Source organism: Virgibacillus dokdonensis (assembly GCF_900166595.1).
Classification (GTDB): Bacteria; Bacillota; Bacilli; order Bacillales; family Amphibacillaceae; genus Virgibacillus; species Virgibacillus dokdonensis.
On sequence record NZ_LT745763.1, the window covers coordinates 2,489,883 to 2,515,109 of the forward strand.

Genomic DNA, 25,227 nt, shown 5'->3' on the forward strand with positions numbered 1-25,227 from the left:
CAACGCAAAAATTACTCAAACGCTAGGTTTTTTCCTACGTTAATGCTCTGTTGCTTATAAAAACTAGTAAAAAGCTTCAATTAGAAGGCTGATTCTCCTACCAAATTTCTGAAAAAAGGAAAGGAATATGTAAACCCTTATCTCCAAATACAACAACATATTACTCTTATCGTAAAAAAACCTTACATATGAAACGTTGTCCTATTATACAATAAATAAGTGAAACTGTTTCACTTTACTATGTATAGAATGTTAGAGTTTCAAGTAATAGCATTCGCCACAAAAACTCGGCGATCGGCCAAATTTTTTAATACGAAAAGGAGATGATACGATGCTGCATATTCTCGTAGTCGGTGGGGATAAAAGATATATACATGTTATCGAAACATTGGCTAAATCAGAAAACAACTTATATTTAATTGGATTTGATACGGTTTCTTTTGATAAATCTAATGTTAAGCATGCCAAGTTAGAGCATATGGATCTTTCTATTATCGATGCGATTATTTTACCTATTGCAGGGACAGATGAAAGGGGCCAAGTTGAAATCATGTATGCAAATGGACACTTTTATCTTACAGAACAAATACTTTCCTCTACTCCTGATCATTGCACCATTTATACAGGAACTGCAAATGATTACTTACAGGGAATGTGTAAAGCAGCACAACGAAGTTTAATACGATTATTTGATCGAGACGACGTTGCGATTTATAATTCTATCCCAACAGCAGAGGGGGCATTAAAAATTGCGATAGAAGAAACGGAGGAAACGATTCATAACGCAAATGTATGTGTGCTTGGATTTGGCAGAGTGGGGAAAACAGTAGCACGACTTTTTCATGCAGTCGGTGCTAACGTATATGTAGTAGCTAGAAACCATGCAGATTTAGCTAGGGTTACAGAAATGGGGTTAACCCCTATAAAACCAAATAGACTACATAAGCTACTAGCTGATATGGCTATCTGTATCAATACGATTCCTTCATTAGCTATCGATGATGAACGTTTAACCAATATGTCGATTTCTACCGTAATTATTGACCTGGCTTCAAAACCTGGTGGCGTAGACTTCGTAACCGCTCAAAGACGGGGTATAAAAGCAGTTCACGCACTCGGGTTACCCGGCAAAACAGCACCTAAGACAGCGGGTAGAATAATAGCTAATATATTAATGGAAAGTTTAAAAAGCGAACAGAAACACCAGTAGAAAAACTTGGCTTTTCGTCCATTCTTATAGCAAAAAAATGCCGTCATTTTGCTTATGAACTATATACTTTCCTATAATGTAAAAAAATCACAAATTGCTAAGTTATAGAAACGTACTTTCCTGCAACATAATGAACAACTATTCGGAATCATTCAAAAAGCGAATCCCAAATGCTCCATTACTATTTCTGGTAAAGTGTATGCTCGCTTTCATTTCCTAAACGTCTAGAGAGTCTCTCTTTGCATGATTTTCAAAAGCGATGATGGCTCGCTCAAAATGAGCCATCATCCATGCTATAGCTTTGACTTATCCAGCATATACTGCAACTTCTTAAAGCGAGTGAACTTAAAGGTTAGAAATACATCCAAAAGCTCTATTTAATTAAAAATTTTGTTCTGCTAGAACCGTCTTTGGACTTCGTTACTTCAAGCACAGCTGGAAAAATTGCTTTTAATTCTTGCACATGAGAAATGATGCCAATCATTCTTCCTGATTGCTGCAAATCGACTAACGTATCAATTGCTTTATTCAATGCCTCTTCATCGAGCGTACCAAAACCTTCATCAATAAACATCGTATCAATTGAAATAGCACCTTGAAAGCTTTGAATCACATCGGACATTCCGAGTGCTAAGCTAAGTGAAGCGTTAAACTTCTCTCCTCCTGATAAAGTTTTGACATCTCTCGTTTGACCTGTATAAGCATCATATACATCAAGGGCAAGACCGCTTTGTCTCCCGTATGATTCTTGACGATCACTACGAATAAAGGCATATTGCCCATTTGACAGTTCTTTTAACCGCTCATTTCCTGCAGCAATAATTTGTTCTAAGTATTCAATCTGCAAATAACGTTCAAACGAGACTTTTCGATGATTTTGACCTCGAATCATATCATATAAATCAGCTACTCTTTGCAACTGACGTTCATAATTTGTTACTTTTTCCATTACTTTTTGTACCGATTGCTTTAATGCTTTTGCTTCTTGTTCATACTGTTTGGATTCATTCCATCTACTTAAAGCTAATTCGTACGTTTCTTTTAAACGATGTAAATCCTGTTGCATAACAGTTACATCTAACTGCTCCTTACCTACTAACATAGCGTCTAATTCTTGAACCTGTTCACGTATAGAAGAGATAGACTGATAGTATTGTTCTAAATCTTGTTTCAATGCTACCCGTTCAGATTCAGGCAATTTTGCTTTTTGATAGGTGGCTTCTGAGGAAAAACCTTCCTTTGCTAAAGCTTGTAAAAATTGGTCAACAGCATTCTCTCGCTTTTTAACCGTTTCGTCTAGCTGCTTCATGACTTGAGTGAGTTCTGAATGAACTTTCGTTTGTTCCTGTTTCCATTTCTGTTGCTCTTTTTGTATAGCTTCCCATGCACTTTTTAGTTGCTCTAAATGAGTGGCTGTTTTAGCAATTTGCTCTTTCAAGTCTGCAAGTACACGCATGCTCTCTGGTACAGACTGTATCCTTTCCTGATAAGCTGCCTGCTTTTGTGCTAATGTTAACTTTAATTGTTGCTCCAATTGCTGTTGCTCTTTTTGCTTTGCTTCCAATGCTTTATATTCGGATTGAAGTTTTTCAAGCGCAAGCTTCTTTTCTCCACGTTGATGACGTGCTTGTCTTAGCCTTTCTACCTCAGCATTTAGCTTTTTACCAACTGTTGCAAGTTGCTCCTCTTTTTGTTTTACATTTGTGCTAGCTATATGCTGCTTTTCTAATTCAGTTGCTTTTACGCGAACATTTTCTTGATTCGCTTTTAACTTACCACGTACATCTCGATATGCTGTGTCGACTCCCTCAAATTCTCTTCTCGCTTTTTCTAATTGCTCTTTCGTCACTTTCTCCCATTGTTGTGTAGCTTTACTCGGGTGGTCTAGGCTTCCACAAACCGGACATGCCTCCCCTTCATGCAAATGGGCAGCTAAATAAACGGCTTGGTTATCCATCCATGTTTGTTCAAGTTTGTTATAATGCCCTTTCATTTGGATAGCTATTTTTTCTTTTTGCTTCGCTTCGTTTTTTAACAGGATTTGTTGTTCCATTAGTTTACGATATTCATGTACTAACCTAAATTGCTCACGCATCGTATTTAATTCTTCCTGCTTATCAGGAAGCTTCTCTACGAATTGGTCAAGCTCATGCATATGCTTTTCCATTTGATCTATTTGGTCCTTTTTCTTCACCAAAAGTTGTTCTGTAGCATAAAGGGCATCAGCTGCTTGCTTAGCTTGGTTTTCCATCGCCATTAACTGCCGTTTCATTTCATCAATTTGTTCCACGATAGGTAAATAATTATTTAATCTATCTAGCTTTTTCCGAACCTCTTCTCGCTCAGGTTCACGTTTTTCTTCAGCCTCTAATTGTTTGTTTACATTACTTAATTGTTCATCGACACGCTGCTTGTGGTGTTTTCCATTTTTTAGTTGTCGTTCTTTTCTTTCTTCCTCTTTTAGCCAATCATTTCTCTGTTGCTCCAACAGAACAATTCCTTGTGCAAATTCCGCTTGCGTAAGTTTTTGCTTTTTTTGTTGATATTCCGCTTCTCGTTGTTCAAGGTCTTTTAAACGTACTTGCTTTTGCTGTAATTCTGCAAATCGTTCATTTATAGCCTTTGCCCCATAAAATTCCTTTTGTTTTTTATCATGGGCAAGATATGCATGCTCATATTTCTGTTTATCTGTTGCTATTTTCCATTGATAATAGCGACATTCCTCTTCAAGACCGCGCAAAACTTGATGCATGTTATAGCTTTCTTGCTCTAACGTTTGGAAAAGTAGGGCGTCCTCTCGTATTGGTAAGGAAGTATGAATTTGCATTATATATTGTTTTTGTTCCTGCTCTGCTTGCTTGAACGCTTCTTCTGCTGCTAATTTTTTTCGCCTGAATCGCTCTGCAATAGCTTGGTAGGTCTCCGTTTTAAACAATCGTCGCAAAATTTCTTCCTTATTTTCCGTTTGTGACGTTAATAGTTTACGAAATTCCCCTTGTGGAAGCATAACAATTTGTTTAAACTGATCTTGCGTGAGGCCAATTAGCTGTTCTATTTTTTTATCAATTTCAGAAACAATTTGTCTATCTACACAAGGTATGTCACCGTCATTCGTAACTTCAAAAAACTCATATCGCTCTCCCGTTTTCGTTTTATTCCCTTTTTTCACATGTCCCAATTGACGTAAAACGCGATACTGATCTCCTTTTAATTCAAACAAAAGTTCAACAGCTGTATGAACATCATCTTCAGCAAAATCACTTCGAAGCATCGTATTATTTTCTCTATCTTGGCCACTGGCAGCGCCAAATAACGCAAAACAAATCGCGTCAAAAATGGTGGTCTTTCCCGCTCCTGTATTACCACCAATTACAAACAAACGATGATTCCCAAGTTCATCAAAATGAATAACTTCCTTATCCTTGTATGGACCAAATGCAGTCATGGTTAATTTTATCGGTCTCAATTGTATTCACCCTTCCCAAACAGTTCAGCTTTTTATTTCTTATATCTTATTGAAGTGTATGAGTGGCATCTTTTGTCTCATCTTGTTCTGTTAAAAGATCATGCAAGGTATCTTGAAACAATTTTACGGTCTCCTCGTCTGGAGCCTCTCCTTTCACTTCTTTATAAAAAGCTTCAAACAGTTCCATATCTGACATTTTTGTTCGTTCTACCATTTTTTCCTTCTCAGAAGCACCAGGCGTTGTGAAAAACGTTTTCCTCTCAACGTGCATTGCATTTGGATACACAGAGCGGAGTTTTTCCATCGGTGATAAGACAGGAGTTTCATCTGTCAGTTTAATAAACACATAGTCTTCATTCATTGGTAGTTGTAAAAGCTCATCTAATGCGCCTTCCACTGTTCGCATTTCTCTTTTCGGTAGGAGTAGCTGTTTTTCAATTTCTACTTCACCTTCCCCATCTACATTCACAATAAAAAAACCTTTGCGATGATTTTCTTCAGAGATCGAATATTTTAAAGGAGAACCTGCATAACGAATCTCTTTTCTTTTGACATAATGCGCTTGATGAAGGTGACCTAAGGCAGTATAGTGAAAGCTATGAAACAAATCAGCTTCTACGTATTCAGATCCTCCTATAGACAACGGTCTTTCTGATTCACTAGTATTCGCCTCTCTTTCCCCATAAGGGGTCACAAAAGCATGTCCTACAAATACATGCCTGGCATTTGGATCCATGGATGCTTCTATATGTTGAATAATTATTTTCATGGCATCATTATGCGTCCGAACGGTATCATTACCAAAAACACGGCGTACAATACTTGGGTCACAGTAGGGAATGAGGTAGACATGGACTTCTCCATACGCATCATGTAAGACTACTGGCCTAATTGGTTCTGAGAGGTTCCCTGCAATATGCAAACCATTTTCACGCAATATTTTACTTCCAAAATCAAGCCTGCTTGGACTATCATGGTTACCCGCAATTGCAAGAACCGGTATATTTAGCTCTAAGACGATTTTACCTAACGTTTCATCTAATAAATGTACAGCTTCTGTAGGCGGTACTGCTCGATCATACAAATCTCCTGCAATAATGACAGCATCAGGCTGTTCCTCTTCAACAGCTTGAATAAATTTTTTTATAATATATTTTTGATCATTGGTCATATATACGCCTTGCACAAGCTTACCAAGATGCCAATCTGCTGTATGAAAAAATTTCATCGTTAAAACTCCTCCCCGTATACAAGCGTATTTTTAACTGAAATACCATCTAGAAATACTTAAGCAATCCGATTTAGAAAATCGCTACGTCTTTTTGACGATAATGTCGCTTTGCTTATACTATAATAGAGGTTTTATATTTTCCTATAGTGCAAAAAAGCTTATCCTAGCGTGGCGTTTAGTAACTCGCTCTCACCTAGTTTTCTATAATAAAATACATACCTTAAAACCATTTATGTATCAATGATTTGCCTTCCATTTTAGTATAAAGCAAATTCTAACATCAAACCAGTTTTCATTTTACACGATGTTCCTATCTGGATGTAGAATGTCATTCTTATTCTAATAATCCTATTACTTACAAATCGAAGCACGATCTTGCTTTTATGGATGGATGCAAATAACACCCTGTAATAAAGAAAAAAGCCTACTGATTGAAGAGTTATATTCCAGTAAGGCTAGATCCTATTGAAATTTTAAACTTTTAAGTACCACACCATGCTCTTTTCCTAATAGTGCCATTTAAACGATATCATTACAGCGTAACAAGCAACATCTTGTGTGCAACATGGCTTTGATCGACAAATTTACTGATGCTTTATTTCGTGCAACGAAATACGGCATATGGAAGCTTCTCCTTATACCTCTTCGTCAACGCTTGGTGTTGATGCAGTATATCTAATGCCTCATCTATTTCTGAATTTGAAAAATGAAAATCTTGTGCTTCATCTATCGTTATAGGTAATGGATTTAGGCTTGGTTGTTCGATATTAATTTGCTTAAAACTAGACTGAGAGAGTTTTTCACGCCATTCTGTTTCTGTTAATAAATGACGGAACCCATAAAATGATGCGATTGCATGCTTATCACTCTCTCCCACACTTTCATCAACCATTATTTCAACAGCTAAGAAACATCCATTACATTTTAAAACATTCCTAATAGAAGTTAACGATTTTGATATATTTGTAAATGCTAAAACAGATTCCGAAAGAACAATATCAAACTGCTCACTCCAACACATCTGCTCTATATTACCTTGAACGACGGAAATGGGAACTTCGCCATCTAGAAATCTCTGCTTAGCTTTTTCCACCATGATCGGATGGATATCCATTGCTGTAACAGAACATGCATATTGATTCGCGATAAAAGCCGCCGTCTGTCCTGTGCCACACCCAATATCGAGTAATTTAGTTGTATGATCAATAGATTGCTGTGCTACTATTTCTTTTGTTAACTTTAGCCCTCCTGGATGGGCGCCGCCCACTCCAAGCTTAGCCAAACTTTCCAAATAATTCACACCTTCACCTCCACGCATTTAATATATGCGCCCCTCATTACATTCGATACAAGTCCCTATTTCTTCCGACATGCATATGCTATCAAAGTGACTTTTTCCAAAGGAGGTGCAGAAAAAATGGCGGGGGTTATTCGTACGGATAAATGGCTGCTGCATGACGATAACCAACCACTCCAAATTGCCAAACGATTAAAAAAATACTTCCCTGATGCGGAAGCAGAAGAAGTCCTCCATCATTTGACAATGTTCGGCATGAGTCGTTCAGCAGTAACCAAAAAACAAATACAGAAGATGCAGGAAGCAAACATATGGAAAATAGTTGCAAAAGATTATCAACAGTTGCAACATGATTGGGAAGGAGATAACATTCCTATTTTTATTCTTCCATCTGATACTGCGAACTATAAATTAAGGAAAGAATTTAATGGAAAGGCCGGGCTAAGCTTTAACGATAAAATTTTCTTATTTCTATCTGAGTGGAATACTAAAATGGAGATTCGAGCGCTCTTAACACATGAGTACAACCATGTTTGCCGGTTGACAAAATATAATAAACCAGAAAGTAAGTATACGTTATTAGATACGATTATTTTAGAAGGAATGGCAGAATACGCTGTTTACAAACGGCTTGGTGTAGAGCATACAGCTAGTTATATTGGAAAATATAGCGATGATGTATTACATCGGTTTTGGAACAAATACATTGCACCAAAAAAAGAACTAGAGCCAGAATCAAAAACATACTACCACTTACTGTATGGATCACATTTGTACCCAAAAATGCTAGGATATTGTGTTGGAGAATGCCTTGTTCGTACCTATGCGAGCAAACATGAATTGTCTTTAAAAGAGTTGTTTACGATTGAAAGTGATAAAATTGCTGAAACAGATATACATGACTAGCAGAAACTTACGTATGTTTTAGCAAACAACGAATCACTCTAGCCGTACAGTGGAATGAAGGGGAAATTCTTGGTGCCTCTAAGGGGTGACCTCTCTTTTATCTCTATCGAGCGTTTATTACAAGTGTATGGCTAGGCTCATTTTTCGATATGATAAACCGTTAAAGTTTTTATACTCATAGTATTAAAAATATCCGCGGGAAGATAACCATTTTATCCGCGGATATTTTATCCTATTAGTCTACTAAATTAATGTCTTTTACTTTTTTGAATACGATCAATAACAAAAAGAATGGTGCAAACGACAAGCATCACAAAGGCTGTAAAAATAAACGGTATCCCCCACCACTCGGCAATTGCTCCGGAGATAGAAGAGCCAGCGACAACTCCTAATGAAAAAAATGCATAAAATATGCCATATGCTTTTCCGCGGTCTGTTTTAGTAGAACTTTCTGCTACCATACGGTTCATGGAAGGAAAAACAAGTGCAAACCCGATTCCATACACAATCATTGTTAAAATTCCTAACCAAAATTGTGTAATGTAACTTAAAAATAACATCGAAATTCCTATTAATAAAATCCCCCCACCAACTAAAGTCAACGGTTGCGCTCGATCATAAATTCGATTAATAGGAGTTAAGAATACTATAATTGCCATAATTCCAAATGTGCTTAACAATGCTCCAGTTGCACTAGCATTCAACCCAATCGCTTCCACCTTTAAAGGTAAAGCAAACGCCAATGTTCCATTACTAATCATTAAAGCAAACGCTGCTAGGGAGGCTTGCAATAATAAAGGGTTTTTTAATAATGGAATGAAATGCTTGACATGAACTTTGGATCTATCTCTGGAAATAAATGATTCTTCTAAATAGCGAAGGACTAGAAAAGACGTCATGAAAAACAACCCTGCTACGAATAGAAACACATACTCTATCTGCCCGCGAGCAGCTAAAGCACCACCAACAGCTGGTCCTACAATGGCTGCAATTCCAATCGCTGCGCCTGTAAAGGCCATGGCTTTTCCTCTAGAACCAACCCTCGTCTGGTCACCTACATACGCAAAAGCAGAAGGAATTAAAAAACCACCAGCAAGTCCATGTAATAATCGAATAATAAATAACTGAGTACCTGTGGCAGCAAGTGGATATAACAGTAAAATAACCGTAACCGAGATCATACCAATAAACAGCATGCGCTTTCGGCCATACTTGTCAATCCAGTGTCCACCTAATATATTGCCGAACATGTTTGTTAATGAATAAACAGCTACAATTGCACCTGTTAATATATTTGAAGCCCCAAGACTTTTTGCATATGGAGTTATGATAGGCAATTGAATAAACGTATCAATAAATGAAACAACAATAATAAAATATAAAAGCTTTTTCACATATCTCTCCTCGCTTTCCAACCTATTATACCTAAATTCATAGGAAAAGCGATGACAAAAGTAGAAAAATGTTTATTCGTCACAGTTTTTTCAATATATGTTTCAAATTATATATTTATTGGTATTATATATATTGACTTATCCCTTTTACGCTATAGGAGAGTATAAAATTTAAAGAATTATATAAGCAAAACAAACACGTTTTTTTCCATAAAGCTTGAATGGTAAGCCGAGTGTTTTATTGTTTCTTACAAGCAAGGAGTACTAAACGAGCACTTAAAAATCCATGGTGCATTGTAGCTGTTCTTATATTTACTAAGATAAACAGCACAGCTAGATACATCCATTGGGCATTTTTTAAAATATTTTCAGGGTTTAACTTAAGTTCTGAAGTTCTGTAAGGTGTCACCTCTGCTGTTTTTTGGTACGATAGAAAGTACAAACTTTTTAGTGGCGGGTTTCTTTCATTCCACAAGGATATGATCTATGATCATGCGGTGAGCCTTGCACATGTTTATTAGGAAAATCTAAAATAAAGAAGGCGATTATTAACTATGCATATCTGGAAAAAATATAAACAGACTTCATTTGTCATTAAAATGACTATAGCTTTCATTGCTGGAATCATTATCGGATTAATATTTCAAGATCAGACAGATATTCTCGAACCATTAGGTACGTTGCTCATTCACTTACTAAGTTTAGTCGCTATTCCTGTTATCTTCCTGACAGTGGTGCTTGCAGTAAATAAAATGAAAATTCATCAACTCGGTCGTATGGGTGGCAAATTAATGTTATACTACATGGCTACGACTGCAGCCGCTGTGTTAATAGGCCTCGCATTAGCTTTATGGATCAACCCAGGTACAAGCTTAACGCTTCCAGACACGCAAGTGGAAGAACCTGAAACACCAAGCTTTTCAGATATACTGTTACAAATTGTGCCTAAAAATATTTTCACTGCATTTACATCTGGAGATCTCATGGCTATCTTATTTATTGCTGTCATTATGGGCATTGCTATTTCTACCATGCGCTATGCGAATGACAAAAAAATGAAAGAATACGGTGACTTATTAAATACTTTTTTCACCGCGCTCAATGAAATGTTTTACAAGATTTTGCAAGGAGTCTTGTTATACGCCCCAATTGGAATTTTTGCTATTAGTGCAACTGCATTTGGAAGCCAAGGTTGGGACACTTTCCAATCGTTATTAAAATTTACGGCGGTTTTTTATTTAGGTATTTTACTATTATGGGTATTCGTATATACAGGCTTTTTAAAATTGGCCAAAGTTCCTGTCATTTCTTTCTTTAAGCAAACGAAAGAAGCCTATACCACTGCATTCTTTACATCTAGTAGTATTGCCTCCCTCCCTATTGCCATAAATTCAGCTAAAAAAGCAGGCATTTCGGAAACAACAGCGAACTTTGCACTTCCACTTGGTGCTGTTTTCAATTCCGATGGTGGGGCGTTAAGAATGGGTGTTTCATTGGTATTTGCAGCAAATATTACTAATTTAAGCCTCTCACCAACAGATTTTCTAGTCATTGTTATGATCGGCACTCTACTCTCCATAGGGACAGCAGGCGTACCTGCGGCAGGCTTAGTAACCTTATCAGCTGTACTAAGCATGTTCGGCTTACCACTTGAAATCGTCGCTTTAATTGCCGGAGTAGATGCGTTAATTGGAATGGCTGGTACTGCTTCAAATGTCATTGGAGATATCGTTGGGGCGACAGTTGTTGATAAATCAGAACGAAAACGAGCTGCATAAAGGATGCTACGTATATTTGAGCATTTTCTGTCTTTATGTATGAACAATCGAGAAGGGGCTGTTGCACAATCAGGTAATTGATTGTGTAACAGCTTTTTTGTGTATACACAAAAAACAGACCACAAAGGGCCTGTTCTCATGTATTATTAATTTATGACCAATAAACAAATAACACAAACCCAGTATACGCAAACTGCAGCAAATTATCAATTATATTTACCGATGGATGTAGAAGAAATGATTCCTATGGATGATTCGGTCCGGCTCCACTGCCTCTTATGTGAAAGGATGGATTATAGAGAACTACTACAGGCATACGCTTCCAAAGGGAGAAAACCAGCAGTCGATCCAGTCATTCTATTTAAGGTCATTACCTACGCAGCCTCGCAAAAAATCTACTCTTCCCGAGGGATAGAAAAAGCATGTCGTCGGGATATCAATTTCCGTTGGCTTCTTCAAGGGTATGCAGCTCCTGATCATTCTACTATCAGTCGTTTCAAGCAAAAATATCTGACCGATATGGTGATGGAACAGCTCTTCTTTCAACAAGTCGTGTGGCTTTATCAACAAGAAGCAATTACCGGTGAAACCATCTATATCGATGGCACCAAAATCGAAGCGTATGCCAATCGGTATTCTTTCGTATGGAAAAAGGCAATCACCAAACATGAAGCCAAGATGTATACCAAATGGCAAGCCCTGCTGGAACAGATCAATACAACATACTGTCAGATTTTCACCAGTCCTTACGAGACCTTTTTAGAAGATTTGAAAAAAGTGCTTGTTTTCCTGGAGAAAGTAAAAGCGAAAGAAAACATCACGTTCGTTTATGGAAAGGGGAAAAGAAAAACGGTCCTTCAACGTTATCATGAACAAGTAAAGGAAATGCTTCAACGTAAAGAACACTACGATACTTCCAATCAGATTATGGGAGAGAAACGAAACAGTTATTCTAAAACAGACCATAATGCCACGTTTATGCGAATGAAAGATGATCCTATGAGGAATGGTCAACTCAAACCAGCTTATAATGTCCAAGCTGCCGTGGATGCGGAATTTATCGTTGGGATCAATGCGTTTTCCGATCGAAACGACACAACAACATTAATTCCAATGCTTCAATACGTAAAGGAACATCTTCCCTTTACCTATCGCAACATCGTCGCAGATTCTGGATATGAAAGCGAAGAAAATTACGTGTATTTAAAGAAGCAAAAACAGACGGCCTATATCAAGCCGCAAAATCATGAACGCAAGAAAAAAGCTTCTTTCAAAAAGGACATCAGACACCGAGAAAACATGGCTTATGATAAAAGCACAGATACCTATACCTGTGCCAATAACCAGCAGCTGCATGCCATTAGAAACTACACGCGAACCTCGCAGACTGGCTATCAATCTAAGGTAACCGTCTACGAATGTGAAGATTGTACAGGTTGTCCGCTCAAAGAAAAATGTACAAAAGCGAAAGGGAATCGCCAACTGCATGTAGCCAAGGAATTTCTGGCATACCGGGAAACAGCGCAAGAAAATATTCTAACAGAAACAGGCACACTGTACCGTATGAATCGTTCCATTCAAGTGGAAGGAACGTTCGGCGTACTGAAGGAAGATTATCATCTGAAGAAGTTTCGTACGCGAGGAACAGGTAATGTACGAAACGAACTTTTAATCCTGGCATTTGGTTATAATCTCAATAAAATACATACGAAAATCCAAGCTAATCGCCTAAACCTCTATTATCATCCATTAAAGACAGCTTAAAAAAATAAAAAAAGGCGAGGCTTATTTAAGTGCGTCAAAAACCGATTAAATTTCCTTTTATCACCATAAATAAAATAATGCATCTTAAAACGAGCAATCTCATATATAAAAAGGAGCTGTCAGCAAATGCATAATATGCATTTTGCGACAGCTCCTTTTTCTTTCACGCACAATCCTATAGGAATTGCTTGGTAACATATGAACAATTATTGAATGTAAGGGTTATTGTCTTGAAAAATTACCCCCCTATCTATATAATAATAATGTGAAATAATTCACATTTAAAAGGAAGGGGTTTTACTTATGGAAGCAGAAATAAAAAAACAGCAATCGATCCAAAGTAATCAGTTGCTAAAATTAGAGTACGTATTAGGAATTGTTGCTATTATATCCGTTTTTATTTTAGGCAGCGTACTTCTAAAGACAGATATGTTATTTTTTAGACTACTCATTGGGGTGGGGCTTGGGTATACGTTAACACGTGCTTATACCGGTTTTGCTGGAAGCATTAATCGCGCTTATGCCACTGGTTCAACAAAATTGCTTCGAGCGATGGCATTAATGTTTTTTGTTACTACGTTAGCAACGACTACATTTTTATTGTATTCTAACCCTACAAACTACGATTTATGGATTAACCCAATTAATGTTGGCTTAATTGCAGGTGGATTGTTGTTCGGATTTGGCATGGCCTTCTCTTCATGCTGTGCATCAGGTGTGTTAACCGATTTAGCGACAGGTTTTCCTAGAGCACTAATCACCCTTTTATTTTTTGGTATTGGCATTTTTATTGGATTTCCAATTCAGCATACGGCTAGTTGGGTTTCTGATTCATGGTTTTCTACCTCTATAGGGAGTCAATTGCAAGGCGGCGTATTCTTACCGGATCTTTTTAAATGGGATGGTCTAAACGGATATGTTGGAGCTATTTTACTTACTGCACTCTTCTGTGGAATAACCGTCTATTTTGCCTATCGTTATGAAAGAAAAAGAAAGCAACAAAATCGATATATGGAACATGAAACAGAAAAATTACAAGAGCAACCGGATACATTTGATAGTAAAGATTATAAGCTATTCAGCCAAGCAACTTACAACCGTGTTTTTATTAAACCATGGTCTCTGAAACAAGGAGCAATTGTAATTAGTGTATTATTCGTATTACTAATGGGCGTTACAAAAGCTGGCTGGGGAGCTTCTACTCCGTTTGGTATTTGGTTTGGAAAAATAGTAATGTTCTTAGGAGTTTCGCCAGAATCCGTTGCTTCCTTTACCAAAATGTCAGCTGACCCGTTTGTATTGCCTTTCTTCGAGCATCCAGTATCTGTCCAAAACTTTGGTATCTTAGTAGGAACGGTTATCTATTTATTAACAGCTGGGAAAATGAAAACAATGTTTTTACAAGGTGCTCATATTCAAAAGAGAGAAGCAGCTCTATTTGCTTTAGGTGGGATTACTATGGGACTTGGCACAAGACTTGCCAATGGATGTAATGTCGGAGCATTATTTACTCCAATTGCAAACTTCTCCCTATCAGGTTGGATATTCTTTATCTTTTTAGCATTAGGCGGTATTATCGGTAATATGCTAGCTAAACGTTTATTTTAATCATCCATTTTTTGAAGGAGCCTATGTTTTTACTTGGCTATCGCCCAAGCTTTTATATTAAAAGCTTAAAACAATAAATCCAAAGATCTATACTTCATGTAGTACTAAAAAATTAGTATTTGTGAGCAAAATTTAAATTTTTATAACGACACAGAAATTACCGATACGGGTATATGTACAAAAAGTAATTTTTTTGGTATGATTGCTTTAGACTTAAATGTTATCTAATTCACAAATAAAAGTAGTATTTGAATAATGCATTGTACTATGTGTAAAAAGGAGAATGAACATGAATAAAAAAATTGTTGTTATCGGCGGTGTTGCCGGTGGCGCTTCAGCTGCAGCAAGAGCAAGAAGATTAGACGAACACGCTGAAGTGATTATGTTTGAGCGAGGCCCTCATGTGTCCTTTTCAAACTGTGCATTGCCATTTCACTTAAGTGGCATTGTTGAAAATAGCGATGATCTTGTACTAATGAACCCAGTCCAATTCAAAAAACAATACAATATCGAGGCACGTGTAAATAGTGACGTGATTTCTATTAATCGTAGAAATAAAACGATTACAGTGAAAAATGTGCTAACTGGAGAAAGTTACGATGAGAGTTATGATAAACTCGTCCTCTCTCCTGGAGCAAACCCTATTGTTCCGTCTATACCTGGAACAGAAATGGACCATGTATTTACCGTACGAAACGTAGTTGATATTGCTAAATTAGATGCATATGTCAAACAAGATACCGTAAAGCAAGTAGCTGTCATTGGTGGTGGATTTATTGGTATCGAAGTTGCAGAAAATCTTCGCTTAGCTGGATTGGACGTATCGTTAATTGAATTCAGTAATCAAGTTATGGCTCCTTTCGATTACGATATGGCGCAAATCTTGCATAAAGAAATGATCGATCAAGGTGTGAACTTAGTTGTAGATGATGGCTTAGCAAAAATAGAAACAAATGAAATTGAACTGCAATCTGGTAAAAAACTAGCAGCAGACGCTGTCGTGCTTGCTATTGGTGTGAAACCAGAAACTACTTTAGCAGAGCAAGCTGGGCTTGAAATCGGACAAACTAGCGGCATTAAAGTAGATCATAATTACGTCACAAACGATTCTGATATATATGCAGTTGGAGATGCCATTGAGGTGTATCATAAACAGACCCACAAGCCTACTAGACTAGCTCTAGCAGGACCTGCGCAACGTCAAGCTCGAGCTGCTGCTGATCATATGAACCGAATTCCACATCGCAACACGGGAGTCATTGGTTCTTCTTGTATCCATGTGTTCGATTTAAATGCTGCGGCTACTGGGTTAAATGAAAAAGAAGCTAAAAATGCGGGTATTTCTTATGATTTTGTTTATATTATTCCAAATGATAAAGTTGGCTTAATGCCGGAAAGTCATCCAATTCATTTTAAATTAATTTATGAATATCCAACAGGAAAAATACTCGGTGCCCAAGCCATTGGCAAAGGCAACGTTGATAAACGCGTCGACGTCATTGCGACGATGATTACGATGGGTGGAACATTAGAAGATTTAAAAGAGTTGGAGCTTTGTTATTCTCCAATGTTCGGAACAGCGAAAGATGTTGTTAACTTTGCAGCATTAGTTGCGCTCAATCGTTTAAACGGCGAATTCAAGCAAGTTCCGGTAACAAAAGTACGTGAATTAGTAGAAAATAACGCTTTTATTATGGACGCTAGAGAAAAACATGAATACGAACGCGGTCATTTGAAAAATGCAGTGAACATACCTTTAAGCGAATTTAGAGATCGACTAGATGAAATCCCACAAAACGAGCCTGTATACGTGCACTGTCGTTCTGCACAGCGTAGCTATAATGCAGTGATGGCATTACAGCACTTGGGCTATACAAATGTGTATAATATATCAGGATCTTTTCTAGGAATCTGCTTATATGAGTATTATAATGACCAAGTAACTGGAAGAGAAAAAATCGTCACTGCGTATAACTTTAAGTAACGATAAAACGTTATGAAAACGACATTAAATCGCTTTGATATATTAAGCTTAGTATTAGGTTCTATTATCGGCTGGGGAGCATTTACGCTTCCCGGCATTAAATTTCTTCCAGAGTCTGGCGTTATTAATGCAACGATTGGTTTACTGTTAGGCGGATTTGCCATTATTTTCATTCAAAAGGGTTATCATATTATGATGCAGCAACACGCTGAAGATGGAGGCGGCTTTTCTTATACGTTTAAAAACCTAGGGAAAATGCATGGCTTTATTGTTGGCTGGTCTTTAATCCTTTGTTATTTAAGCATCGTCCCTTTGAATGCCACAGCTTTTGTTTTAATTGTTAAAATATTATTTGGAACGAACGTAGAATGGTTCTATCTTTACGATATTGCTGGGTACCCTGTATATTTATCGGAAGTACTAATAGCAAGCATCGTACTTATATTATTTGCCATTCTAAATATCAGAGGCTTACGGAAAAGCTCCAATGTTCAAAACGTAATGGTATTATTTTTAATCATTAATATTGTCATTGTTTTTATTGCCATGCTTTTTGATACTGGTTCAGCTACTATTTCCACGAATTATATAAAAAACTATACGTTTAACCTTTCAGAAATAGCCAAAGTCGTTGCCATCATTCCGTTTCTATTTGTGGGATTTGATATTATTCCTCAAGTAGCAACTCAGTTAAAATTCAAACCTGAAAAAGCGACATGGATAGCCATTCTTTCCGTTTTTTCTGGAGTAGTTGCGTACAGTATATTAACAATTGTAACTGCCCTTGCATTTTCTCCTGATCAAGCAAAACAATTAGATTGGGCCCTTGGCGAAGCAGTTTTAACCCATGTTGGAAGCATCGGATTTCTGTTATTGATTATTGCCCTAATGACTGCTGTATCTGGAGGAATTAATGGATTCATGATTAGTAGCAGCCGATTACTAGCTTCGTTATCCGTTTATAAGCTATGTCACCCTAAATATAAGAAACTGACCCGTAACGCCGTACCAGTAAATAGTGTTCTATTTGTCACTGCAATCAGTCTGCTTGCTCCTTGGTTTGGCAGAGAAGTGATTATTTACATTGTCGATATGTCATCATTTTTAGCTTCTATTGCGTATTTCTACGTATGCTTGATTAGTTATAAGTATACGACAACAAAATGGGATCAATGGCTAACGTTCATAGGAATTATTATAAGTATTAGTTTTATTTTACTTTTAATTCTCCCACAATCACCTGGGAAACTAAGTACACCTTCTCTCATTTTTATGGGATTATGGGGGATCATTGGATTCTTTTATTATCGTAGCTATACAAAAAAACATGCATAAACAACACCAGATAAATAGCTGGTGTTGTTTATATTTATTAGCTATCCCGTTTTGGGGATTTCTTTCCGTATACTCATAAAGCTAGGTTGCTATGTTTAAAAAATTGTTCCAAACTGCGCTAGAATATGATTTTAAAGTTTCCCTAAGGTTCAATCAATATTTTCACTTGCGCTTTTTCTTGAAGAAGAGATTCAAACCCTTCCTCCACGATGTTATCTAATGTAATTTTTTTCGTTATTAAATCGCTTACATCAAGCTTGCCGTCAGCTATTAACTCAATCACTGTCGGGAAGATATTGCGATAACCGATCGATCCGACTAAATGTAGTTCTTTAAAAACAAAGCTATTAGCATCCAATTCCGGTTTGGATTCCCATAAACTTTCAATAACAATTTCTCCGCCCATTTTCGTGCTGTTGACAGCTTGTTCTAATACTACCGGAACGCCTGTAGCCTCAAAGCTAACATCTGCGCCTTCTCCATTGGTTTGCTTCATAATGTCTTCGGCAACATTTGTCTCTGCTGGATGAATAGCCACTGCCCCTAGCTTAGTAGCAACTTTTCTTCGCTCTTCTGATAATTCAATCGCAAATACCTTTTTTGCTCCAGCTAGAAAGCTTGCTTGTATTGTTAATAACCCTATTGGACCTGCTCCAAAAACAGCCACTGTATCACCTACTTTTAAGTGACTAAGTTTTACTGCATGCATGGCAACTGCTGTAGGTTCAACCAAAGCAGCTAACTCATAGCTCATATGTTCAGGAATTTTATGGATCATGTTCTCCGAAACAACGGTATACTCAGAAAAGCCTCCACCAACACCAGACAAACCAAAGGCTGCATTGACTTCACAAAGATTGTAACGACCTTGACGACAAGCTTTACATTTCCCACAAGTGATCATCGGCTCCACCGTAACTCGATCACCTACCGTTACTTGCGTAACATCTTTTCCAACTTCTACTACCTCTCCAGCGAATTCATGTCCCATAATAACGGGTGCCGTTTTTTTTGTTAACGGATGAGGATCCTCCGTCGGGATTATAATTGGTCCAGCAACATATTCATGGAGATCACTTCCACAAATACCAGCCCAAGCTACCTTAATTTTCACTTCCCCTGCATGAACTGTTGGTTCATTAACTTCTTCAACACGAATATCCTTCTTTGCATACCAAATTGCTGCTTTCATTGCCTTCACTCCTGTCGAATAGTTTTATAAAAGCATTGTTCACTCTATATAAGCATAGCATTAGAGTTAAGCCATTTTTGTATATATTTAGCAATTTTCTATGACATTTTATTTATTCGATCAATTTCACAAGGACTTTAGGATCACTCAAATACCATCACATATCGAAATTGTTCTACATCTTTAAGCTTTTGATGTCAGCAGCTTGTATAGCTGTGAACTTGATAACGCACCTTTTAACCTCCAAAAACTCCTTTCAAAATTACTTCTTGAACTTCATACTATGTTCCGTTATACTTTGGTTAATATTTTTGAATTTTTCATCATTTTTTAGAAACTGCTTGTTTCACCATAACAATTAGATGAGGAGTTGGGTTTATGGAAACGTTATTCAAGGTTGATTTGAACAAGCCAATGGATAAACAAGACATACCTGGACATAATCGTTGGCACCCTGATATACCTGCTGCATTTGCAGTAAATCCAGGGGAATCCTTTCGTATGGAGTGTTTGGAATGGACCGATGGACAAATTAAAAATAATGATGACCCCTCTGATATACGTAAAGTTAATTTAGAGCGTGTACATGTACTAAGTGGACCAGTATATGTAAATGGTGTGGAGCCCGGTGACTTGCTGGTCGTTGACATTCTTGATATTGGCACTTTCGGAGAGCAGCCATGGGGCTTTAACGGCATTTTTGCAAAAGAAAATGGCGGGAGCTTCTTAACCGACTATTATCCACAAGCCGCAAAATCTATTTGGGACTTTCACGGTATTTACACTACTTCAAGACATATACCTAATGTCAAATTTGCAGGATTAATTCATCCTGGGCTCATGGGTGTAGCTCCCTCTCAAGAACTTTTAAACGAATGGAATAGACGGGAAAAAGAATTAATTGCTTCTAATCCAGAACGAGTCCCTCCACTTGCTAATCCACCAACAGAAGAAAGTGTTGTTTTAGGTAATGTAACTGGTTCTAACTTCGACCGAATAGCCAAGGAAGGGGCTAGAACTGTTCCTCCTCGCGAGAATGGTGGCAATTGCGATATAAAAGACCTGTCTAAAGGTTCTCGTGTATATTTTCCAGTATTTGTTGAAGGGGCGAAATTATCTGTAGGAGACCTCCACTTCTCACAAGGTGACGGGGAAATCACCTTTTGTGGTGGAATAGAAATGTCTGGGTGGATTGAATTACGTGTGGATGTTATCAAAGGTGGTATGGCGAAATATCAAATAAAAACAAACCCTGTCTATCAACCAGGTCCAGTAAACCCACATTATAACGAATATATTGTCTTCCAAGGCGTATCCGTTGAGCCAAACGGAAAACAAACTTACTTAGATCCCAATGTCGCCTACCGCAACGCATGTTTAAATGCCATTGATTTTCTAAAGACGCAAGGATACACTGGAGAACAAGCCTATATGCTTTTATCTGCTGCACCAGTACAAGGGCATTTAGCAGGAGTTGTTGACATACCTAATACTTGCGCAACAGTTGGCATACCAAAAGAAATATTTACGAAGAATATCTTACCATTGTAACGGAGGTGGACTCATGGCCACTTATACTTTTAACTGCCAATTATGTGGTGAATTTTCAGTGTGGCATCAAAGTATAAAAGGTAATAAACAAATAACGACCTGCCCAACTTGTCATGCTGCTTCCAAGCGGGTATTTAAACCACCCATTATCTTTCAAATGGACCAAACCGTAAAGAAACAAATTGAACGCGGAATGAAACCACAATTGATCAAAAAACAGCATTTGCCCTCAACACCTATTGGATCAAAAACGAAAACAAAGCGACCTTGGCAGGTTTGAATCCATTTTGAATACGCGGGGGCTGGAATATGCAGCCCTTTTTCTTACTACCAATTTACGGTTTGTATTTCTGCCCATACCATTCTGCCTCAGCAACTCCAAATTTCTGCCTAAATTTATCCATGTACTTGTATAAATAGTAACTTCTTATTGCGACACTGTTAAAATATAAAAATAATAAACATGCGAAACATAAATCGTCATAAATAAAAGATAACCATAAAAACTTACGTTCGTTTCCCATGTTCAATTTTATAAATTATGTGATTTTTTAATAAAATAAAGTATAAAGTTTCTTCTCCTGCACAAAGTTTCTATAATTCAATTTCTTTATTTTGAAACGCCCTTAAAACCTGCAATCTCCTAAATGGTCTATTTAAAAAAATCATAAATAATGGGATGCTCCCTAAAGATCCGATTATTAGAAATTGTATTTGGTTAAATATACAAAATAACGCAAAACCAATTACAACTACGAACAAACAAATTCCACCACCTAAATTCAATTCAAGGTAATATTGTTCTTCACCTTTTCTAGCGTATTCTTTCATACTCTCTTGGTCTAAAAAAATGCCTTTCCCAGTGGTTTGAATATAGTAACGGCTATATAGATATTTGGCCACAAAGTAACAAACGAAGTTAGATATAATAAGTAAAATAATATTTAATAGAAATCCTTTATATGGCTGATAAATTTGGTTTAACAATCCAGAACTATTAATAATTATTATAAACAGTAAAATGTATAAAAAAGAGGACTTCTCTCTATGTGCATACCTATAAAGTTTGTTCTGTTTACTATCATAAAACATTGTATAAATTTCTTTTTCTCTGTAGATCGGAATCAACCTAATTCTCACTCCTATAACAACATGTATACGCCTATTATAGCGGTTTAAACAACGACTGCTTAAAGCAGGTGGATTTATAAACATCGACGAATAAAGTCGTTTCCCAGACTATAATGCTGTTAAAAGACTTTAAGCTGAAGCATCCTCAAAGCTAGAATAAATTCATTTTTCTACCCTAAATATTTCGTTCTTACTGCCTTATTGAAATAGTCTTTTAGCCTCTCATTTGATATATATTTCTTTTAAACTGTAAGCTGAATTTTCATGAATAAAAGTAGAAATATAGTCAAAAATGTATTGTATACAAAAAAACTTTTAATATTATCTTTCTTTCTATATACTAATGTACCAATCACTACTGTTAGTATTAAAATAGACTGAATGTGCATATACCAGATATTATCAAATATAGTGATAAAATTTTTATTTTGATCTAATGGTATTGTAACTTGATTCATAATATTACTTATATAGATACTAGCCCCATACAAAGCATATGAAGCTAATCCAATACAAAACACCATGAATATGAATGCCTTTAATAAATTAAATCCCTTAATCGTATTAATTGAATTCTTTGCAAAACTCTCACTAACAGTTTCTTCTACTTGAGAAAATGATCCATTAAATACGCTTTTCATCCTTTCACCCTTTTCATAACCACCTAGGAAAACTTCCGATTAAAGAAAAATAAGGTGTAAACAGGTTTATTAGAAAAATACATGTATTGCAAAAGTTTATTACCATTCTCATTTTTAGTGTTCATGATATTTAACCCTTATATTTTCCCCCATACCAATCTGCCTCTGTAACTCCAAATTTCTGCCTAAATCTCTCCGAGTACTTGTATAAATAGTAACTTCTTATTGCGACACTGTTAAAATATAAAAATAATAAACATGCGAAACATACAGCTAAAGGTGCAAAATCAATTAATGAACCAAATATTCTAGTTTCTAAATCATCTACTTCTGGAGAAATAACTTTTGTTAAATAATATAAAGCTCCGAATCCAAATAGTATACTTAACACATTTTTTCTATTTTTGCTTAGCCACTCAACCAACGCTGTCCTTTTCTTTTTTGTACCATACACCATTTTCTTTGCATTTTGATAACTTTGATAAAAAACGAAAATAAAACTACATAAAAATAATACCGTATATAACATACGTAATGTATAGCTATTTACTATTAATTGGATAAATTTGAAGGCGAAAAGCAAAAATAGTAACCCACCAAGAGACAAAAAAAAGATAAATAGAAAGTAACCTTTCGCATGATTTTTTTCTTTATATATAAAAGCTATCAATCCAGCAATAAAAAATATAAAAGCCTGGACATGTATATACCATATACTTGAAAATAAAGGGATAAATTCATTATTTTTATCAAATGATACTGCTAAATCATCTATATTGTTAGTAAAGAAAAAACTTACCCCGTAAACAACATAAGAACTACCTGAAAAAAATAATAAAAATATAATGAATTTATGCATTTTAAAATTTTTTATAGAGTTTATTGCCTCTTTCATAAAGTTCTCGCTAATTGCCTCTTCCACTTGAGAAAAAGACCCAGTAAATATGCTCTTCATCCTATCTCCACCTACTTACACAAAACTCACATTTTACATTTAAATTCATTTTAAATTTTTAATTATCTGTATCAGCATGTATAATGTGTTGTGCACTATACATGCGCATGAATAATTAATACTTCATATGGAGAGCCCCAGATCCAGCCGTCAAAAGCCTGCTATTTAGTGCTGGCTAACGTATCCAAACTATTACCTAAGAGTAATTCCTGTCTATCAATAATAGCTTAAATGCTTACTTTTCTATATCCATTTCAAAATTAGCCATGTCTATATACACGTTATCTTTTGTTAAACGATTAAACATTTGCTCCTGTTGTGGAGTTACATCCAGCATAAATGGTATTGCGGTATCAGCATGAAGGATGCCAAACTCTTCTTCAGTAAGCACTAACTCCATATTTTCAAATATGTATTCTCCATCTTGATTTCCAAATGTCATATCAAATTTGATATTCTTCATAGGATCTTTTAGTCGATTAATAGCCAGAAATAAAATAGATCGACTTCCATCAGGGTTAATTGAAATATCAAACGGATAGAGGCTAAAATCATTTGGAACTCCCATTTTGGGATCTGCTTTAATTGCTTCATCTAAAACCGTATAGATTTCATTATTTTGAATTGTCATCCCCGCATCTTTGTCCTGTTTATGTAATTTCAATTGTAAGTCGTGCATTTGACCTCCAGCATGTTCACTTGTGTTTTGTTCATTTCCATTATCTGTTTTCGCCTGCGCTTCTGTATCTTCAGATTGCTTCTCACTGTCATCAATTTCCTTTGCATCATTACTACATGCAACCAATAAAAACAAAAGCGCAATCATGATTAGCATTAAAAACCTTTTCATTATTCATTCTCCCTCCCCAATGGCTATTGCGTTTAAACTCCTACACTCATCTCCACATATCTTCTTCCCATATGGCTAGTCTTATACTCTACAAACACAGGGGTTTTCTGTTGCAATCCATTTTGTCTTATATAGTGCATTAGCTCCCAAAACTTCACTTGAGATGCTGCTTTAAAATCATCCATTAAGCGTGTCATTATCATTGGCTTGACAGAAAAGTAACTATGAAAATATACTTGCTGCTCTTCATCCGAAATTGTAAAATTACTTTCAAGAATTGGCAAAAAAATTTCTGCCTGCATAACCTCACTTGTTGGGTCGCTCAAAATAGTAAATAACATTCTACCATCTGGATGGTATCCTTCCTTTTCCAAAATAGATTGAAAATCTTTAATGGCTATATCAATTTCTTCCGGTACAAACTGATAATATTTTGAAACTACATTTGTATAAGCAATATGATGTTGTTCTACAATCATGACCCCTCACCTCTATGATTGAAAGGTACATATAGATCAATGATAAAATCATCATATACTTCCAACAGTACACAATAAAATGTAGCATCTATTGGTACATCATGAAGATGAGCATATTCTTGAATTCGCTGATAAGCAGCATGGAAATCAGTTGCTTGATCCGCCTGGCGTAAAACTAAAGCGTCTTTAATATATAGTTTCTCTTGGAAATGAAAGTCGGTTTCATCTGATAACTTAACAGGCTCGCTAATTGGCAAATAATATGTGAACTTACCAAATTTATCTTCGTTCTTTTCAGGAGAAACCGAAAAAAATATGGGACCATTTTGGTAAATACCTTCAGCAAGTATAAAATCTTCCATAATGAAAAAACCTTGTTGCCAATTTTTTCTTAACTGCCTTGTTTCATAGATTAATAAATTATCAAAAATAAGTGAGCGAGTTTCAAATTGCAA

The 25,227-nt window shown here is 36.3% G+C and carries 20 protein-coding genes; 9 read left to right on the forward strand and 11 right to left on the reverse strand.

Annotated elements, in window-relative coordinates:
* Nucleotides 1-331: 331 nt before the first annotated feature.
* Nucleotides 332-1,210: a dipicolinate synthase subunit DpsA gene (gene dpsA / locus B2C77_RS13260; RefSeq protein ID WP_077704621.1), complete on the forward strand. Its 879-nt coding sequence runs from the start codon at nt 332-334 to the stop codon at nt 1,208-1,210.
* Nucleotides 1,211-1,583: 373 nt separating this feature from the next.
* Here dpsA and B2C77_RS13265 read toward each other — a convergent pair whose 3' ends face one another.
* From B2C77_RS13265 to B2C77_RS13275, 3 genes are all read right to left on the reverse strand, one after another.
* Entirely contained in the window at nt 1,584-4,676 is a 3,093-nt protein-coding gene (locus B2C77_RS13265) for an AAA family ATPase (RefSeq protein WP_077704623.1), read from the reverse strand.
* 46 nt (nt 4,677-4,722) lie between these two features.
* Nucleotides 4,723-5,904, reverse strand: coding sequence for an exonuclease SbcCD subunit D (locus B2C77_RS13270; RefSeq protein ID WP_077704626.1), 1,182 nt, complete (start codon nt 5,902-5,904; stop codon nt 4,723-4,725).
* Between the two features lie 598 nt (nt 5,905-6,502).
* A complete protein-coding gene (locus B2C77_RS13275) occupies nt 6,503-7,207 on the reverse strand; it encodes a class I SAM-dependent methyltransferase (protein ID WP_170861700.1) in 705 nt (234 codons plus the stop codon).
* Between the two features lie 117 nt (nt 7,208-7,324).
* Here B2C77_RS13275 and B2C77_RS13280 point away from each other — a divergent pair, with 117 nt between their 5' ends.
* The gene (locus B2C77_RS13280) at nt 7,325-8,110 is read left to right on the forward strand and encodes a DUF2268 domain-containing putative Zn-dependent protease (RefSeq protein WP_176087326.1); all 786 of its coding nucleotides are present in this window, start codon (nt 7,325-7,327) and stop codon (nt 8,108-8,110) included.
* Between the two features lie 248 nt (nt 8,111-8,358).
* Here B2C77_RS13280 and B2C77_RS13285 read toward each other — a convergent pair whose 3' ends face one another.
* Nucleotides 8,359-9,504 (reverse strand): MFS transporter, encoded by a 1,146-nt coding sequence (locus tag B2C77_RS13285; RefSeq protein WP_077704631.1) that lies wholly within the window; start codon nt 9,502-9,504, stop codon nt 8,359-8,361.
* Nucleotides 9,505-10,058: 554 nt separating this feature from the next.
* On the opposite strand from B2C77_RS13285, the gene B2C77_RS13290 reads away from it, so the two are divergent.
* From B2C77_RS13290 to B2C77_RS13310, 5 genes are all read left to right on the forward strand, one after another.
* Nucleotides 10,059-11,282, forward strand: a complete 1,224-nt coding sequence (locus tag B2C77_RS13290) for a dicarboxylate/amino acid:cation symporter (RefSeq protein WP_077704633.1) — start codon at nt 10,059-10,061, stop codon at nt 11,280-11,282.
* Nucleotides 11,283-11,435: 153 nt separating this feature from the next.
* Complete coding sequence (locus B2C77_RS13295) at nt 11,436-13,046, forward strand: IS1182 family transposase (protein ID WP_077704635.1); 1,611 nt, start codon at nt 11,436-11,438, stop codon at nt 13,044-13,046.
* Nucleotides 13,047-13,349: 303 nt separating this feature from the next.
* Nucleotides 13,350-14,654: a YeeE/YedE family protein gene (locus B2C77_RS13300; RefSeq protein ID WP_217697388.1), complete on the forward strand. Its 1,305-nt coding sequence runs from the start codon at nt 13,350-13,352 to the stop codon at nt 14,652-14,654.
* Between the two features lie 289 nt (nt 14,655-14,943).
* Nucleotides 14,944-16,638 carry an FAD-dependent oxidoreductase gene (locus B2C77_RS13305; protein ID WP_077704638.1) on the forward strand — a complete coding sequence of 565 codons (1,695 nt, stop codon included), beginning with the start codon at nt 14,944-14,946 and terminating at the stop codon, nt 16,636-16,638.
* A gap of 12 nt (nt 16,639-16,650) precedes the next feature.
* Nucleotides 16,651-17,973 (forward strand): APC family permease, encoded by a 1,323-nt coding sequence (locus B2C77_RS13310; protein ID WP_077704640.1) that lies wholly within the window; start codon nt 16,651-16,653, stop codon nt 17,971-17,973.
* Between the two features lie 142 nt (nt 17,974-18,115).
* On the opposite strand, the gene B2C77_RS13315 is transcribed toward B2C77_RS13310, so the two are convergent.
* Nucleotides 18,116-19,165 carry a 2,3-butanediol dehydrogenase gene (locus tag B2C77_RS13315; RefSeq protein ID WP_077704643.1) on the reverse strand — a complete coding sequence of 350 codons (1,050 nt, stop codon included), beginning with the start codon at nt 19,163-19,165 and terminating at the stop codon, nt 18,116-18,118.
* A 378-nt stretch (nt 19,166-19,543) separates the two neighbouring features.
* Between B2C77_RS13315 and fmdA the strand changes: the two genes are divergently transcribed.
* Complete coding sequence (fmdA, locus tag B2C77_RS13320) at nt 19,544-20,716, forward strand: formamidase (protein WP_077704645.1); 1,173 nt, start codon at nt 19,544-19,546, stop codon at nt 20,714-20,716.
* 13 nt (nt 20,717-20,729) lie between these two features.
* Nucleotides 20,730-20,996: an FmdB family zinc ribbon protein gene (locus B2C77_RS13325; protein ID WP_077704647.1), complete on the forward strand. Its 267-nt coding sequence runs from the start codon at nt 20,730-20,732 to the stop codon at nt 20,994-20,996.
* Between the two features lie 314 nt (nt 20,997-21,310).
* Here the strand turns inward: B2C77_RS13325 and B2C77_RS13330 are convergent, their stop codons facing one another.
* From B2C77_RS13330 to B2C77_RS13355, 6 genes are all read right to left on the reverse strand, one after another.
* Nucleotides 21,311-21,844: a hypothetical protein gene (locus B2C77_RS13330; protein ID WP_077704650.1), complete on the reverse strand. Its 534-nt coding sequence runs from the start codon at nt 21,842-21,844 to the stop codon at nt 21,311-21,313.
* Nucleotides 21,845-22,089: 245 nt separating this feature from the next.
* Nucleotides 22,090-22,488, reverse strand: a complete 399-nt coding sequence (locus B2C77_RS13335; RefSeq protein WP_077704653.1) for a hypothetical protein — start codon at nt 22,486-22,488, stop codon at nt 22,090-22,092.
* 130 nt (nt 22,489-22,618) lie between these two features.
* On the reverse strand, nt 22,619-23,443 hold the full coding sequence (locus tag B2C77_RS13340; RefSeq protein WP_077704656.1) for a hypothetical protein: 825 nt from the start codon (nt 23,441-23,443) through the stop codon (nt 22,619-22,621).
* 235 nt (nt 23,444-23,678) lie between these two features.
* Nucleotides 23,679-24,293 (reverse strand): hypothetical protein, encoded by a 615-nt coding sequence (locus tag B2C77_RS13345; protein ID WP_077704658.1) that lies wholly within the window; start codon nt 24,291-24,293, stop codon nt 23,679-23,681.
* 32 nt (nt 24,294-24,325) lie between these two features.
* Complete coding sequence (locus B2C77_RS13350) at nt 24,326-24,772, reverse strand: DUF5085 family protein (protein ID WP_077704661.1); 447 nt, start codon at nt 24,770-24,772, stop codon at nt 24,326-24,328.
* Complete coding sequence (locus B2C77_RS13355; protein WP_077704663.1) at nt 24,769-25,227, reverse strand: hypothetical protein; 459 nt, start codon at nt 25,225-25,227, stop codon at nt 24,769-24,771. The genes B2C77_RS13350 and B2C77_RS13355 overlap by 4 nt, the downstream gene beginning before the upstream one ends.

Coding starts and splice junctions, on each gene's coding strand:
- B2C77_RS13325 (WP_077704647.1), top strand. CDS start 20,730: ATGGCCACTTATACTTTTAACTGCCAATTATGTGGTGAATTTTCAGTG.
- fmdA (WP_077704645.1), top strand. CDS start 19,544: ATGGAAACGTTATTCAAGGTTGATTTGAACAAGCCAATGGATAAACAA.
- B2C77_RS13290 (WP_077704633.1), top strand. CDS start 10,059: ATGCATATCTGGAAAAAATATAAACAGACTTCATTTGTCATTAAAATG.
- B2C77_RS13345 (WP_077704658.1), bottom strand. CDS start 24,293: ATGAAAAGGTTTTTAATGCTAATCATGATTGCGCTTTTGTTTTTATTG.
- B2C77_RS13340 (WP_077704656.1), bottom strand. CDS start 23,443: ATGAAGAGCATATTTACTGGGTCTTTTTCTCAAGTGGAAGAGGCAATT.
- B2C77_RS13335 (WP_077704653.1), bottom strand. CDS start 22,488: ATGAAAAGCGTATTTAATGGATCATTTTCTCAAGTAGAAGAAACTGTT.
- B2C77_RS13300 (WP_217697388.1), top strand. CDS start 13,350: ATGGAAGCAGAAATAAAAAAACAGCAATCGATCCAAAGTAATCAGTTG.
- B2C77_RS13295 (WP_077704635.1), top strand. CDS start 11,436: ATGACCAATAAACAAATAACACAAACCCAGTATACGCAAACTGCAGCA.
- B2C77_RS13350 (WP_077704661.1), bottom strand. CDS start 24,772: ATGATTGTAGAACAACATCATATTGCTTATACAAATGTAGTTTCAAAA.
- B2C77_RS13315 (WP_077704643.1), bottom strand. CDS start 19,165: ATGAAAGCAGCAATTTGGTATGCAAAGAAGGATATTCGTGTTGAAGAA.
- B2C77_RS13280 (WP_176087326.1), top strand. CDS start 7,325: ATGGCGGGGGTTATTCGTACGGATAAATGGCTGCTGCATGACGATAAC.
- B2C77_RS13270 (WP_077704626.1), bottom strand. CDS start 5,904: ATGAAATTTTTTCATACAGCAGATTGGCATCTTGGTAAGCTTGTGCAA.
- dpsA (WP_077704621.1), top strand. CDS start 332: ATGCTGCATATTCTCGTAGTCGGTGGGGATAAAAGATATATACATGTT.
- B2C77_RS13305 (WP_077704638.1), top strand. CDS start 14,944: ATGAATAAAAAAATTGTTGTTATCGGCGGTGTTGCCGGTGGCGCTTCA.
- B2C77_RS13310 (WP_077704640.1), top strand. CDS start 16,651: ATGAAAACGACATTAAATCGCTTTGATATATTAAGCTTAGTATTAGGT.